Consider the following 14,806-nt stretch of genomic DNA (forward strand, 5'->3'; position numbering starts at 1 on the left):
TGGTTGCCTTAACCCGAGATGGACTTTCACACGGGAGGAAACGTCATGAGGAAATGGATTCTTTGCTTCGCCGCCTTGGCACTGGTGCTCGGCGGCGCCATCGGCTGCAGTTCGGACGAGCCCACGGACGAGGGCGGGACCGCCGAACAGGAGGCCCAGCCGCTGAAGATCGGCAGCCTCAGCCCGCTCACCGGGCCCTACGCGGCGGACGGCAACGACATCGCCAACGGCGTGCGTGCGGCCATTTCCGTGGTCGAGGAGCAGGGCGGTATTCCCGGATACTCCGAGATCGAATTCCTACCCCAAGACAGCGCCTGCGACCCCAAGCAGGCTGTGGCAGCGGCCAACAAGCTGGTCAACGAGAAAGTCAAGGGCGTTGTCGGCGCCTACTGTTCCAGCTCCACCATCCCCGCTTCCGAGGTCATCGTGGCCGAGGCGGGCATTCCCATGCTGACTCCGGCCTCCACCAACGAGAACGTCACCGAGCGCGGCCTGCAGAACATGTGGCGCGTGTGCGGCCGCGACGACGACCAAGCCGTGGTGGCCGTGCAGTTCATGCAGGACTTCCTGGACGCCAAGACCCTCTACATCGTGGACGACAAGACCACCTATTCCCAGGGCCTGGCCGACAACGTTGAGCGGCTCGCCAAGGAGCAGGGGCTTGAGGTCATTGAGCACGACCACGTCAACCAGGGCGACAAGGACTTCTCCGCGGTGCTGACCAAGATCAAGGACGTCCAACCCGACGTCTTCTACATGTCCCTGCAGAATTCCTCCACCGGCGCCCTCATGCTCATCCAGGCCGACCGCATGGACATAGGCGCGGACATCGTGGCCCAGGACGCGGTCTACCACCCGCAACTCATCGAGATTGCCAAGGACGCGGCCAACGGCGTCTACCTGACCTTCGGCTACATCGACGAGTCCACCGAGGCCTACAAGGAATTCAAGGAAGCCTACGCCGAGTACGGCGAGCCCGGGGCCTACTCCGGCTACGCCTACGACTCCGCCACCGTGCTGCTCAAGGCCATCGAGCAGGCCGGGTCCACCGATCCGCAGGCCCTGCGCGAGGCCATCCTGGGCATGGACTTCCAGGGCGCCACCAAGCACATCTCCTTCAAGGAGAACGGCGACTCCGGCTCCAACTACATCATCCGCCAGGTGCAGGACGGCAAGTTCGCCAACTACTGGAACCCGGCCACCGGCGAGACCTACTAGCTCAAACCACATGGCGGCGGCCCCGAGCGGGCCGCCGCTCATGACAACCAGCGGGGGAGGCACCCGCCCTCGGGCGGGCACGGGGACCACTCATCTCTTGCGGAAGCGACCATGGATTTTTTCATTCAGCAGTTCATCAACGGGATCACCCTGGGCGGGGTCTACGCCCTCATCGCCCTGGGCTACACCATGGTCTACGGCATCATCCAGCTCATCAACTTCGCCCACGGCGAGTTCTTCGCCGCGGGCGGGTACATGGGCGTCATCATCCTTTCCTGGCTGGCGGGGCAGGGCTTCATGCAGACCCACCCCTGGCTTTGCCTGGGGTTGTCGCTGGCGCTGACCATGGGCTACTGCGCGCTTCTGGCCATGGCCGTGGAGAAAGTGGCCTACAAGCCCCTGCGCCACTCCTCGCGTCTGGCGGTGCTCCTCTCCGCCCTGGGCATGTCCATCTTCCTTCAGAACGGGCTGATGCTCACCCAGGGCGTGTACGACAAGGCATACCCCACCGAGCTGGTCTCCGGCGCCGTCATGCTGGGCGGGGTTCGCGTCTCCGTGATGCAGATCATCATCCTCGGCGTCACCGCCTCGCTGCTCTTCGGGCTCAACGCCCTGGTTTTCAAGACTCGCATCGGCAAGGCCATGCGGGCCACGGCCCAGGACAAGGTCATGGCCTCCCTGGCCGGGATCAATTCCAACCGGGTCATCTCCATGACCTTCGCCATCGGAGCTGGGCTGGCCGCGGCCGCCGGCATCATGGTCGGCCTGTACTACGGCTCCGTGCGCTACGACATGGGCTTCGTGCCCGGCATCAAGGCCTTCGCCGCGGCCGTGCTGGGCGGCATCGGCAACATCACCGGCGCCATGATCGGCGGCTTCATCATCGGCATGGTGGAGATCATGGCCGCAGCCTACGTGCCCCACGGCGGCGAGTACAAGGACGTATTCGCCTTCATCATCCTCATCGCCGTGCTGTACTTCATGCCCACCGGAATCATGGGAGAGAACGTCGATGACACTCGGGTCTAAGCGGAGCTGGCTGCTCTTCCTGCTGGGCCTGGGCTGGTTCTTCGTCCTGCTGTGGCCCCTGCTCGGCATCCACCCCGACGGCTCGCTCACCTTCGCCGAGACCTTCGAGGTCTGGGGCTACGTTTCCTCGGTGGCCGTGGCCGTCATGCTCGTCTACCAGCTCAACAAGTCCGGCGCGCTGGAGTTCGTCACCACCCCCTTGGAGCGGGTGCGCGAGAAAGGGGCGCGGGTCTACGCCATGGCCCCGCGCTGGCTGTGGCTGGCGGTGCTCATCGGCTTCGCCCTGTCCTACCCCATGTGGACCGAGCGCTACGCCCAGGACGTGGCCGTCAACGTGCTCATCTACATTTGCCTGGGGCTGGGGTTGAACATCGTCATCGGCCTGTGCGGCCTGCTGGACCTGGGCTACATCGCCTTCTACGGGGTGGGTGCCTACACCTACGCCCTGCTCAGCGTGCACTTCGCCATCCCCTTCTGGCTGAGCCTTCCCGTGGCGGCGGTGCTGGCGGCCATCGCCGGGTGCATTATCGGCTACCCCACGCTGCGCATGCGCGGCGACTACTTGGCCATCGTCACACTGGGCTTCGGCGAGATCATCCGCATCCTGCTCAACAACTGGATGAGCCTGACCAACGGCCCCAACGGCATCCTGGGAATCAACGCGCCCGGAATCTGGCTGCCCGACTTCGCCGACGGCTTCACCCTGGAGCACCTCTGGCTCAAACAGCTGGACCACATTTATTACGTCATCCTGGCCCTGGCCATCTTCACCATCATCGCCGTGCGGCGGCTGAACTTCTCCCGCATCGGCCGGGCCTGGGAGGCCATCCGCGAGGACGAGACCGCGGCCGAGCTCATGGGGGTGAACACCTTCACCCTCAAGCTCATGGCCTACGCTTCCGGCGCGGTCTTCGGTGGGCTGGCGGGCGCCTTTTTTTCCGCCCGCATGCGCTTTGTCTCGCCGGAATCCTTCACTTTCCTGGAGTCGGCCCTGGTGCTGGCCATGGTGGTGCTGGGCGGGCTGGGGTCGATTCCGGGCGTCATTCTGGGCGCGCTGGCCCTCATCGCCTTGCCTGAGATATTCCGCGAGTTCGAGCTGTACCGCATGCTGGCTTTCGGCGGGGCCATGACCCTGATGATGGTGGTGCGTCCGGCGGGCCTCATTCCGGCCAAGCGCATGGGCAAGCGCGGCGAGGAGGCAGAGTAGATATGGACGTCTCCGCCGAGCCCATACTCAAGCTGGACAATGTCAGCGCCCACTACAGCCGCATCCAGGCCCTGCACTCCATTTCCCTGGTCATCCGCCAGGGAGAGATCGTGACCATGATAGGCGCCAACGGCGCGGGCAAGTCCACAACCCTGATGACCATCTGCAATGTGGTACCCACCACGGAAGGGTCGGTCCACTACAAGGGGCGGGACATCACCGCCGTGAGCGCGGACAAACTGCCCATGATGGGGCTGTGCCAGGTGCCCGAGGGGCGGCGCATCTTCCCGCGTCTTTCCGTGTTCGAGAACCTGGAGATGGGGGCCTACTTCCGCCGGGACAAGACGGACGTGGCCAACGACATGGACATGGTCTTCGACTATTTTCCCGTGCTCAAGGAGCGTCGGCGGCAGGCGGGCGGCACGCTCTCCGGCGGCGAGCAGCAGATGCTGGCCCTGGGGCGGGCGCTCATGTCCCGCCCCAAGCTGCTTCTGCTGGACGAGCCCTCCCTGGGGCTGGCCCCTCTCATCGTCAAACAGATATTCTCCATCGTGGAGACCATCAACCGCGAGCAGGGCGTGACCATCCTCCTGGTGGAGCAGAACGCCAACCTGGCGCTGCAGTTGGCCCACCGGGGCTACGTGCTGGAGACAGGGCGCGTGGTCATGGAGGACCAAGCGGACAAGCTGATGGACAACCCGGAGATACGCAAGGCCTACCTGGGCGAATAGCAGCGACAAGCATTCCGCTGAATCCGTATTCAGAGGTCGCCCGTCCTAAACCCCTTGCAATGTCGGGGCAAACTGGTATTGGCTGGATGAAGCAGTAGCCAACCAGCACGGACGTGCGCATGCCGCTGAACAATCCCGCCAAGGACATAAAGACGCACATCGGCAAGGCCAAGGCCCTGATGAACAAGCATCAGGCCGTGAAGTGCATGGCCGAGTTGCTGTCCGCCATCAAACTGCAGCTGACCTCCGGCCGCCAGATCATGGGGCCCGACCGCATCGAGATCGAATACAGCCTTGGCGAGCTCATGACCGGGCTCAACGCCTTCCCGGAACTGCACCCCTACCTGGATCAGCCCCTGGAGTACAAAAAGGGGGCCGAGCGCGACGCCTACCAGCGTCTGGCCACGGTACTGCGCTCCATCCTGGAGGACATGAAGAACGGTGGCGGGGAGGACGACGAGGAGGCGCGGGAGGCGGAGCGCCGCCGAAAGGCGCTGCTGGAAAAGATGGAGGAGTATCTGCTCAAGGGCGACCAGATGCAGGCCTCGGGCATGGTGCGCAAACTGCTGGAGGAGAGCGACGGCGACTCCTACGTGCTCATGGACGTGGCCGAGAAGTTCTACAAGGCGCGCCAATACGAGAGCGTGCTGACCTACGCCCTGGAGGCGGTCAAGAAGAACCCCCAGGAGATGCGCGCCTACAAGCTGGCCATCAACTCCTACCGCTTCCTCAAGGAGTACGAAAAGGCGCTGGAACTGTTCAAGCAGGCCATCAGTGTCTTTGGCCACCACCCCAACATCTACATCAACATGACCCGCCTGTTCTGGGAGTGGGGCAAGCCGCAGCAGGCTCGCAAAACGGCTTGCATGACCTTGAAGCTGGACCCGGACAATGAGGAGGCGGCCAAGTTTCTGGCCGCCATCGACCAGGGCGGGGAAGGCTCGGAAGCCCCGCTGGAGGCGGAAAACGGCGCGGAAGCCGTGGCCGGAGCCTCGGAAGAAAACAGCGGCTGAAGGCCAGTCGAGCTTGCCACCGGGCGATGCCCGGTATTCATTCCACGAGCCGCGTTGGAAACGGCGTTTCCGAAGCTGGACGGCCGCCGGATCAGGTGGCCAGAAAGGCCTCGATACGTCCCAGCACTTCGTCCAAGAGTTTCCGCAACGGGCCGCGCAACGCCTCGATGCGGTCGTCGTCCTCGCCGCGGCAGGCCTTCTCCATCTCCAGGGCAAGCTCCATGAGGGCGGGGGCATTGATGGTGCCGCACATCCCCTTGAGGGAGTGCGCGGCCTTGGCCGCGTCCTGGTATTCCCCCCTGGACAGCGCTTCCTCCAGCGTGCGTCTTCGCTGCACCGAGTCCTCGAGGAACATGCGGTACAGCTCGGCCAGAAACTCCCGCTCACCCTCCAATCGCCGCAGGGAAAGTTCCGTGTCGAGTATCCTGCGATCGTCCGCCTCATGCATGGAACGGCCTCCGTTCGTTCAAGGTAGCTGATCGCCGGCGGCGAGACAATCGGGAAGCGCCGGTGTTCGCGGAGGTTTGGGAGCCGCCTCCGGGGTTTCCGGGCGGGCCGGTTCCGCTACCACGCCCCGCGCGATGCCGTTGATCCTTCCCCGGCGGTTGCCGGAAAAACGGTTGCCGCGCAGTTTGGCGTCCGAGCCGGGGAAGGCGGACAGCCCGTACCCGCGATTGCCGGTCAGCACGTTGTCCTCCACCACCACTCCCTCTGTGTCACCCGCCAGGCGGAGCCCATGGTGGGCGCCGGAGACGCGGTTGCCCCGGATGGCGACGCCGGTGGAGGAACGCAGTTCAACCCCGTTGTGCTCGTTTCCGCTCGGGGGCGTATCACGGATCACGTTGCCGATGACCGTCACCTCAACGCCCTTTTCCACGCCGCGCACCCGCAACGCCTCCTTGTCCAGGTCGCCCCGCAGAACGGCGCCCTCGATGCGGTTGCCGCGCACTTGAATGCGCGGCCGCGCGCCGCGGAACCCGGGCTCCTGCACCTCCACGGCCGAGCCGCCCAGGCCGATGAAGAGGTTGCTTGCCACCACAGCTTCGTCCGCCCCGGTGTGCAGCCGCCACAGAACCACGCCCTCGTCGGCCAGATTACCGCCGCGTCCCAGAAAGGCGCAGCCGCGCACCGTGCGCACCCAGCCCCGGTCGTCGTTCATCACGTCGGTGTGGTCATCGCCCCCGCCGGAACGCACGGCCTCGAAACGGCAGATCTCGATGTCCACCGGCCCGCTGCGGTCGATGGCCTGCACGGCGTAGGCGCGCTTGTTGCCCAGGTTCCATTCCGCCAGCAGGCAGCCAGTCAGGCGCAGGCCGCCGCCGTGATTGTTGTGCTGCACCAGATTGTCCCGGGCGAACAGCAGGCGGCAGTTTCGCAGAACCAGCCCGAGGCCTCCCCAGCCCTGAAACACGGTGGTCCGGGCCAGGCGCAGGTCCAGGCCGCTGAAAACGAGGTGGTCGGCCTCCACCGGACCGATGACGAAATCCTCTTCCGCCACTTCCGCGCCGCGCTCGGCCGGATTGACCGGGCAGCGCATGTAGAGCCGCGCCCGCGAGGCGTCGAGGTGGTAATCGCCTGTGCGCTCCAGGGAGTCCGGGGAAGGACGCTCCCGCCCCGCGCAGCCGTCAAGCGCCGCCGGGCCGGGGTTCCCGGCGATTCCAGGAGCGTGCCACAACTCCTCGCCGTCGCGCACCCAGTCCCAGGGATCGTTCAGGGAGCGGGTGGCGCGCAGGCTGGGCATCTCCCCCCCCCCCCCCCCGGCCGTAGGCGGAGTAGACGATGGGTAGCTCGGCCGTGCCGGATGAACCGGGGCGCAGCGTGCCGCGAAAGATTCGGTTCCGCCGGAAAAGCACCCGGTCGCCGGGTTGAAGCAGCGCCCGGGAGACGCGCGCCAAGCTGCGCCAGGGCTTCTCCCGGGTGCCCGGCCCCAGGTCGGAGCCCTCCCGGCTGTCCACAAAAAAATCCCGCGCCTGGGCCGAGGCGGGCAGGGCCAGCAGCAGGGCGACCAGCAGGAGGACAAGGCGGAGCCTCATGCCTCCCTCCCGGTGCGGCCGCGCTCCCGCACAAAGGCGCGGACCTAGCCGCGTTCGTCCGGGGTCAGGCACCAAGCCAAGGCAGCCGCGGCGCAGGCCAGCACCAGTGCGGCGGCCAGCGCCACTCGCGCGGCCGCGCCAATATCCGGCCAGGAGGAAAGCGCCCAGGCGCAGGCCAGCCCCGCGCCGAGCAGCAGACCGGTCCGCCGCCCGCCAAGTCGGGCGGTCTCGCGAAAGGAGAAGCCTTCCAGCCGCCTGCTGAAATAAAACAGCAGCCCGGCGTCCAGCCCGACGCGCAGCACCCAGGCCAGGGCCACGCCGTGAATGGAAAGCCAGGGCGCGACCAGGGCCAGCGCTCCCAGATGCAGGGGCAGTTCCGCCACGTGGCACTTGGCGACCAGGTCCGGACGCCCCACGCCCTGCACGATGGAGTAGGGCACGAAGGCCAGGGCGTTGATGAGAAAACCCAGGCACAGCAGGCGGAAAACGTCCACGGGCGCGCCAAGGTAGTCCGTCCCCAGAAAGACCAGAACCACCTCGTTGCCCGCGGCGGTGAGGCCGATGACGATGAGCCCTATGCACCGCCCCAGCCCCTTGAGGGCCGAGGCGGTGAGGGCGTGCAGGGAGGCGCGGTCCCGTCCGCCGCGCAGGGAGCTTACTGCGGGAAAGAGGGTGGCCGAGAGGGTGGAAGGCAGCACCATGAGGTTGTCCGCGATCTGGAAGGGGCCGGTGTAGCGGGCCACCACGCCCATCTGGGTGGCCACGTAGGTCATCGCCCCGAAGGCGAGCAGGAATCCGGCCAGCCCGGCCAGCCGCAGGGGATCGACGGCGGCGGCCGGTCTCACGCCCCGCCCCCTTCATCGTACAGCATGCGGCGCAGCTTTTCCAGAAGAACCAGCCCCACAAAGGGCATGTCCTTGATGAAGTAGCGGCGGCCCAGCCGCAGGGGCTCCTGCTTCACCCGCCACAGCCACTCGAAGCCGTTGTCTCGCATGAGGCGCGGGGCGCGGGGTGTGCGGCCGGAAATGATGTCGAAGGCCCCGCCAACGCCGATGCCCACGGCGCAGCCGCTGGCCGCCAGGTGGTCGCGCAGCCAGTACTCCTGCCGGGGCGCGCCCAGGGCCACCAGCACGGCGGATGCGCCGGTCCCGCGCACACGCCGGGCCAGGTCGCGCGCGTCGTCAGCGGTAAGGGGGTGCGGCGTGTGAAGGGCATGCACCACGGCACCCGGGTGGGCACGGCGCAGCTCCTCGGCGGCGCGCAGGGTGTTCTCGTATTTCCCGCCCACCAGGGCCACACCCTGCCCTGTCTCGGCCGAGACGGCCGCCAGCCGCCAGACCAGGTCCGTGCCGTTGACCCGTCCGGGCAGCCTCCAGCCCAACAGCCAGGCGGCCCAGAGGATGGGCACCCCGTCCACGGTGTTGAGGTCCGCGCTCCACAGGCTGCGGCGGAATGCGGGCAGGCGGCGGGCCTTCATCACGAAGTCCACCGAGCCGGTGGCCACCCGCAGGCGGCGGCCCGTGTTCATGGCGTGGCGCAGCCGCAGGACGGTTTCCTCGAAATCCAGGGTGTCGAAGGGCGCGCCCAACACGTTTACCCGGCGGGGCGAAAACGGTTCGCGCGGCGGTTCGACTGGCTTGGGGCGCAGGCTTAGCCGCAGGAAACGGGCCAGGGTGGCCCAACCCACCGGACGGCGCGGGCGGCCCATGCGTCGCCAGCGTGCCAGGGCGGCGGGGACGCGGGCCCACAGGCCGGGCAGTCCCCCTTCGCGGCGCAGCAGCATGTGGGCGGACATGGAGACAAGCCGGGCCGCGCCCAGCAGGTGTCCGGACGGGCGGGGCAGGCGGCGCAGGTAGATGAGCAGGCCGTTTTCCAGTTCCATGCGCCGCCGCTTTTCCCAGGAGGCCCGGCCCGAGGGGTGGGGGAAATGGCGGGCCCGGATGCGCGGGGTGAAGCGCAGCGTGCGGCCCCGGTCCATGAGTGCCAGAGCGGCTTCCTCCTCTTCGCGTGAGTAGACCAGCTCCTCCCAGAATCCGCCCACGGCGCGGAAGTCCTCGGCCCGCGCGCAGAAGGCGGTTCCCGCGAAGGTGCACGTCTCGAACTCGCGATTAGCCCAGGCATCGGGGTCGCAGCGGAAAACCCATGCCGTGGGGTCCATGCCGTCGGTGTCACGCAGCAGCACCTTGAAGGAGAGCACGGCCAGGGAGGAATCGGCCCGCAGCATGGAGGCGGCGGTGCGGGCCGCGCCGGGGTCGGTCAGGGCGTCGTTGTCCAGAAAGAAGAGGGCCTCGCCCGTGGCCAGGGAGGCCAGATGGTTGCGCGAGGCGGCCACCCCGGCGGGCTCCACCCGGTGCAGGACGGCCCCGATGCCCGCCCCGTGGAAGCGCGGCAGCCAGGACTCGATGATCTCCAGGGAGCCGTCAGTGGAGCCCGCGTCGGCCACGACGACCTCCAGCGGGCGGTGGTCCTGGGCCAAGAGGGAACCCAGGCAGCGGTCCAGGGCGTCGGCCCGGTCGAGGTTGTGGATCAGCAGGGAGACGCGCATCAGCCCTCTCCCCCGGTTCCTCGAAGTGCGCGCCGGGACACGGGCGTCGTCGAACAGGGCGCGGAAGCGCTGGCCGAAGCGGTCCTTGTTTTTCAGGCTCCAGGCCAGCAGCGCCCTGGCGCGGGCGCAAGCGGCGCGGGGCGCGCGGGGACCGGCCAGCAGGCAGAAAAGGGATCGCAGCAAACACCCCGCGCCCACAGCCCAGGTGAAGGCGGCCGCGGCGGCGCGGCCCCGGTAGCGGCGCAGAAAGAGCCAGGGAGCCTGCCCGTCCTCGGCCTGCATTAGCTCCCGCAGTCGGGGCGAGGAGGCCGCGCTCACGCGGCCGACGTGCGCCGCCCTGGCCCGGGGCACCAGCAGCCGCGTGCGGCCGGAACGCTTCAGCCGCCGACTGAGGTCCATGTCCTCCAGGTACATGGGCAGGGTCTCGTCCAGCCCGCCCAGCTCCAGCCAAACCTCCTTGGGCAGGAGCATGGCCGCGCCGGTGAGGCAGTCCACGGCGCGTGGGGGACCGGCCGGGTCGAGGCGCGGGGGGCCGCGCAGCAGGGATTTCAGGCCGAACCAGCGCAGCGCGGCCCGTCCGGGAGAGGGAAAGGGGCGCAGGGAGACGGGGTAGGGGCGGCCGTCCTCGTCCACCAGCAGAGGGGAGGCGCCTCCGGCCCCGGGATCGGCCAGCAGGGCGTCGCGCAGCAGCCGGGCCGACCCCGGCGCGAGGGCGGCGTCCGGGTTCAGGGGGAAGAACAGCTCGCCCCGGGCGTGTGCCAGGGCCAGGTTCATGCCCCTGGCGAAACCCAGGTTGGCTCCCGCTTCGAGAAGCCGGGCCCCGGGGATGTCGCGGCGCACCACCTCTGCCGTGCCGTCGGTGGAGCCGTTGTCCACCACCAGCGCCTCGCAGTCCAGGCCGCAGTCCAGGGCGGACTCCAGGCAGGCGCGGACGGTGTCCGCGTTGTTGTGGGTGACGACGGCGAAGCTGATTTCCGGGGTCATCCTATTAGGCCCCTCGGAGCGGAGCACGGCCGGGATGGTCAGGACCAGGATCTTCAGGTCCAGCCACAGCGACCAGTTGTCGATGTACTCCATGTCCAGTTCCATCCATCGCTCGAAGCCGATGCGGTTGCGCCCCCTGATCTGCCGCAGGCAGGTGATGCCCGGCTTCACGGAAAAGCGGCGGCGCGGCCAGTCCTCCTTGAACCGCTCCACGTCGCGCACCGGCAGGGGCCGGGGGCCGACAAGGCTCATGTCGCCGCGCAGCACGTTGAACAGCTGCGGCAGCTCGTCCAGGGAGGACTTGCGGAGCACCCTGCCCAGGCGGGTCACTCGCGGGTCGTCCGGCACCTTGAAGGTGGAGCCGCCGGAAATGTTGCGCTCCTCCAGTTCGGCCTGACGCTTCTCCGCGTCCGGGGTCATTGTGCGGAACTTGTAGCAGGTGAAGAGCCGCTTGTTGTAGCCCACACGCTTCTGCCGGAAGAGGCAGTGCCCCGAGGGGCGCTCCAGCTTCACCAGCGCGGCCACGGCCAGCAGCAGCGGGGAGAGCAGCACCAGGGCCAAACCGGACAGCCCGATGTCCAGCAGCCGCTTGACCGCCATGGAGGCCTCCCCGAGGGAGGAGGAAAAAACGGTCGTCACCAGGTCGGGGCGGAAGTTGCGCCGGGGCTGCCGGGGATCACCGAGGTCGAAGAGATGGGCGTGCAGCACCGCGTCCACTCCCTGCTCCTCGCATGCTGAGACGATCTCGGAGGCGGTGTCGTACAGGGACTTCATGGGCAGGCAGATGGCCACTTCATCCACCACGTTGGAGCGCAGGTAGTCCGGGCAGGGAGGCGAAGTCGCAGACCACCCCGCAGTCGCGCAGCTCAAGGGAGTCGTCGAGGTGGCAGATGTTGTCCACGAAGCCCGCCAGCCGGTAGCCCTTCGGCTTGGACTGGATGTTCCGGGCGAATTCCAGGGCGCGTTCGTTGGTGCCCGCGATGAGCACGCGCCGCTTGAGTCCCTCGCCCCGGCGGCCGCGCAGCCAACGCCTGGCGCAGAGCCTGGCCAGCAGGCTCTGCCCGCAGGCGGATGCCCAGAAGACCGACAGAAAGACCGCGCCCACGCCACGCACATGGAAGACGGCCGCCAGGGCGGTGACCGTCAGGGCGCCGCAGAGGGTGGCCAGGAGCAGGCGCGCCAGGTTGTCCTCAACACGGAAGAGGGCGGCGTAGCGGTACAGGGAAAAGACGTCGTAGAGGCCGCTCCACAGCGCGGCGAAGAGCAGCAGGCCAAGCGCTCCCGGTAAATCCGGGCGAAAGAGGCCGGGCAGTACCGCTGCCGGCCCCGCGGTGGCGGCCAGGGCGGCCACCGCCTGGGCGGCGACCACCGCCGCGCCTTCCAGGACGCGCAGCCCCCACAGGGCATAGCGGCGCGTCAGGACCACGGCGAACTCCAGTCAGACGTATTTCCGGCGGCTGGCATGCTTCGCCCTCGCGCCTGCCGGGCTACAGCCTGCGGTACAGCCGCCTGGGCACGTGGAAGCGGCGGCGGTTGTAGACGCAGCCCAGCACTTTGGCGCCGACCTGGTTGAAGAGATCCTTGACGTAGAGGCAGACCTGCTTGCGCACCGTCTCCGAACGGATGACCCAGACCACGCCGTTGGACTTGGCCGCCAGCCCGGCTGTGGAGGAGTTGGCCGCGGCCGGGGCGGTGTCGAATATCACGTAGTCGTAGGTTTGCAGCCACTCCTCCAGGAGCTTGTCGAAATGCTTGGACTCCAGGAGCTTGGATTCGGTGAGCATGGTCACCTCCTCCCGCACGGCCCCGGCCGGGAGGACGTACAGGCCGGGGATGCCGGTTTCGCGGATGCGGCGGCCGGGATCGCCGTTGGAGCCCAGCAGCAGGTCCACGAATCCCGGCGAGAGGTCGATGCCCATGGCCTGATGCACGCCGGGGTCGCGCGATTGGCGTCCACCACCAGGGCTTTCTGGTCTTCGCCCGCGGCCAGCACCCGCCCCAGGTTCAGGGCGGTGGAGGTGGCCCCTTCGCCTTTGTGGCAGCCCGTGACCACCAGGCTGTTGCCGCCGCCATTGCACATGCCGGAGAAGCAGATGCCGTCGCGCAGCGTCTTGAAGTGGTCCAGGGTCCGCTTGGTGGCCTCCGCGCCCACGGGCATGCTCTTGCCGGTTTCCGGCACCGAGGCGAAGACGGGCACCTGCAGGGTTTCCTCCACCCCCTCGGGGCGCTTGAAGGTCTGGTCCAGGTACTCGGCGGCGAAGGCGAAGCCCAGGGAGCCGAACAGGGCCAGGAAGAAGCCCAGCACGATGTTCAGGGCGCGGCGCGGCTTGGTCGGCTTGATAGGCTGGATGGGCGACTGCACGATGGAGATGTTGGAGATGCGCTCCGTCTCCAGCGCGCGGTTGATGCGGGCCTGTTCCGTCTTATCCGCGTACTTGAAATAGTTTTCCTGGTGCAGCTTGAGCTGCCGCTCCAGGCGCGAGATGTCGTTCTCCAGGTCGATAAGCCGTTCCAGTTCGCCCCTGGCCTCCTTGCGTTGCTCCTTGAGGGAGACCAGCATGGCCGACCGGGCCTTGCGGTCGGCATCCTCCATGAGCAGGGAGGAGAGGATGCGCTGGTGGACGTCGTTGACCGACTCGGTGTTCTCCGTGCGGGGCCGTTCCTGCCCCGCAAGCATCTCCTCGGCGCGGGCGATCTCCTCGCGCACGCTCTGCACGGGCAGGGCGTCCTCGCGGTAGCGGGCCAGGAGCTTTTGCTCCTGGAGCTTGAGGTCCATGAGCTGCTCCGTGAGCCGCTCCGCCGTGACGTTGCGCATGCCGGTGGTCTTGCTGGACAGGATGCGCCTGGGCATGTCCCTAAGCGCCGCCTCGAAGGTCAGTATCTTGGCTTCGGCCGAGGCTAGGTTGTTCTCCGTGGTCTCGATTTCGCGCGTGAGTTGGTTGATGCGGTTCATGACGATGGTCTGCTCATCGGCGAGCGACCCCGTCCCGGCCCGCTTCTTCAGCTGGTTGAGGCGGTTTTCGTCTTCCTCCAACATGGCCTCCAGGGTGGCCTTCTGCTCCTGGAAGAAGGAAAGGGACTCGGAACTGCGGTGGACCTGGATATGCTTGTCCAGAAAGAGGTCCAGCACCGTGGCCAGGACACGCCGGGACATCCTGGGGGAATAGGCTTGGTAGCCCACGGTGATGATGTTGGATTCCGAGGAGACATCGACTCGCAGAGACTCCAGAAAGGCCTTCACCGCCCGCTCCTCCAGCTGTCCGGGGTCCGGCTCGGCCGTGTAGGTGTCGAAGCCCCCGGCGAACATGACCGCCTCCAGGGCGCTCATGGGGCCGTCCAGCTCCATCGGCCCGGGAGCGTTGACCTCCCCGGTGACGAAGATTCGCTGGCCCTTCAGGTCGCGGCCCACCACCGTCACCTCTGGGTCGCGCAGCACCTCGGAGTACCGTTATTTCAATTCGGCGGTCAGCTCGCCCGCGGTTTTGCCCGCGGCCTCCACTTCACCCACGAGTTGCAGGGAGACTTGGCCGTCCGGCCGGATGGTCTGCACCTCGTTGAGTTCCGGGGTGTAGAAGAACTTGAATTCCAGGACGTCGCCCGGGCGGAAGCCCACGCGGCGCTGGGGCGGCGTGGGGCCCGCCTCGTCGCGGGTCATGGCGGGGTCGGGCATGGCGCAGGCGGAGAGCAGGGACAGCAGAACGCCCAGCCACAGCGCCGCGCGCAGGACCGCCCGGATCGTGCCGACCGGCTGGCGGCACGTGGCATGTGTGGTATTGTTCCCGGTCATGGTCGCTTCCCCTCGACGAAGGGCCGGACCCGTGGGTGCGGGCCGCGTGAAGGGCGAGTACGGCGTGAACCGGACATGTGTCGGGAAAGTCGCTGACTCGGTGTCAGCGGGCGTGGACGTTCCCCCTCCGTTCTGTTCGGCCGCCGACCCTCACTTCGGCTCCTTCGTGAAAAACCTGTGTAGCGCACATGGTGCGCGCCGGACAACACTTTTCTGCCCGTCCAGCGAGGCGAGGCTTTGCTTTCCCGGTTGTGGGGGT

General features: G+C 67.6%; 13 protein-coding genes. 5 read left to right on the top strand and 8 right to left on the bottom strand.

What is annotated here, in order from left to right; translation table 11 throughout:
* Nucleotides 1-45 precede the first annotated feature (45 nt).
* From N911_RS0101175 to N911_RS0101195, 5 genes are all read left to right on the top strand, one after another.
* A complete protein-coding gene (locus N911_RS0101175) occupies nucleotides 46-1,218 on the top strand; it encodes a branched-chain amino acid ABC transporter substrate-binding protein (protein ID WP_029893572.1) in 1,173 nt (390 codons plus the stop codon).
* Nucleotides 1,219-1,329: 111 nt separating this feature from the next.
* The gene (locus N911_RS0101180; RefSeq protein WP_029893573.1) at nucleotides 1,330-2,247 is read left to right on the top strand and encodes a branched-chain amino acid ABC transporter permease; all 918 of its coding nucleotides are present in this window, start codon (nucleotides 1,330-1,332) and stop codon (nucleotides 2,245-2,247) included.
* Entirely contained in the window at nucleotides 2,231-3,454 is a 1,224-nt protein-coding gene (locus N911_RS0101185; RefSeq protein ID WP_029893574.1) for an ABC transporter permease subunit, read from the top strand. Before N911_RS0101180 ends, N911_RS0101185 begins: the two co-directional genes overlap by 17 nt.
* Before the next feature lie 2 nt (nucleotides 3,455-3,456).
* On the top strand, nucleotides 3,457-4,185 hold the full coding sequence (locus N911_RS0101190) for an ABC transporter ATP-binding protein (protein ID WP_029893575.1): 729 nt from the start codon (nucleotides 3,457-3,459) through the stop codon (nucleotides 4,183-4,185).
* Nucleotides 4,186-4,304: 119 nt separating this feature from the next.
* Nucleotides 4,305-5,198 carry a tetratricopeptide repeat protein gene (locus N911_RS0101195; RefSeq protein WP_029893576.1) on the top strand — a complete coding sequence of 298 codons (894 nt, stop codon included), beginning with the start codon at nucleotides 4,305-4,307 and terminating at the stop codon, nucleotides 5,196-5,198.
* A gap of 91 nt (nucleotides 5,199-5,289) precedes the next feature.
* Here the strand turns inward: N911_RS0101195 and N911_RS16440 are convergent, their stop codons facing one another.
* The 8 genes from N911_RS16440 to N911_RS17275 form a co-directional block, all read right to left on the bottom strand.
* Nucleotides 5,290-5,646, bottom strand: a complete 357-nt coding sequence (locus N911_RS16440) for an Hpt domain-containing protein (RefSeq protein ID WP_035104187.1) — start codon at nucleotides 5,644-5,646, stop codon at nucleotides 5,290-5,292.
* 18 nt (nucleotides 5,647-5,664) lie between these two features.
* Nucleotides 5,665-6,939 (bottom strand): right-handed parallel beta-helix repeat-containing protein, encoded by a 1,275-nt coding sequence (locus N911_RS0101205; RefSeq protein WP_029893578.1) that lies wholly within the window; start codon nucleotides 6,937-6,939, stop codon nucleotides 5,665-5,667.
* Nucleotides 6,824-7,231, bottom strand: a complete 408-nt coding sequence (locus N911_RS18395) for a hypothetical protein (RefSeq protein WP_161781585.1) — start codon at nucleotides 7,229-7,231, stop codon at nucleotides 6,824-6,826. The genes N911_RS0101205 and N911_RS18395 overlap by 116 nt, the downstream gene beginning before the upstream one ends.
* A 44-nt stretch (nucleotides 7,232-7,275) precedes the next feature.
* Complete coding sequence (locus N911_RS0101210; RefSeq protein WP_029893580.1) at nucleotides 7,276-8,076, bottom strand: MATE family efflux transporter; 801 nt, start codon at nucleotides 8,074-8,076, stop codon at nucleotides 7,276-7,278.
* A complete protein-coding gene (locus N911_RS17260; protein WP_237559860.1) occupies nucleotides 8,073-11,630 on the bottom strand; it encodes an exopolysaccharide biosynthesis polyprenyl glycosylphosphotransferase in 3,558 nt (1,185 codons plus the stop codon). Before N911_RS17260 ends, N911_RS0101210 begins: the two co-directional genes overlap by 4 nt.
* Nucleotides 11,554-12,186, bottom strand: coding sequence for a nucleoside-diphosphate sugar epimerase/dehydratase (locus tag N911_RS18695; RefSeq protein ID WP_051693796.1), 633 nt, complete (start codon nucleotides 12,184-12,186; stop codon nucleotides 11,554-11,556). The genes N911_RS17260 and N911_RS18695 overlap by 77 nt, the downstream gene beginning before the upstream one ends.
* Nucleotides 12,187-12,546: 360 nt before the next feature.
* Nucleotides 12,547-14,196, bottom strand: a complete 1,650-nt coding sequence (locus tag N911_RS17270; RefSeq protein WP_051693797.1) for a GNVR domain-containing protein — start codon at nucleotides 14,194-14,196, stop codon at nucleotides 12,547-12,549.
* A gap of 12 nt (nucleotides 14,197-14,208) precedes the next feature.
* Nucleotides 14,209-14,547 carry a polysaccharide biosynthesis/export family protein gene (locus tag N911_RS17275; RefSeq protein ID WP_051693798.1) on the bottom strand — a complete coding sequence of 113 codons (339 nt, stop codon included), beginning with the start codon at nucleotides 14,545-14,547 and terminating at the stop codon, nucleotides 14,209-14,211.
* Between the last annotated feature and the right edge of the window lie 259 nt (nucleotides 14,548-14,806).

The organism is Desulfohalovibrio reitneri (genome assembly GCF_000711295.1).
Lineage (GTDB): Bacteria > Desulfobacterota > Desulfovibrionia > Desulfovibrionales > Desulfovibrionaceae > Desulfohalovibrio > Desulfohalovibrio reitneri.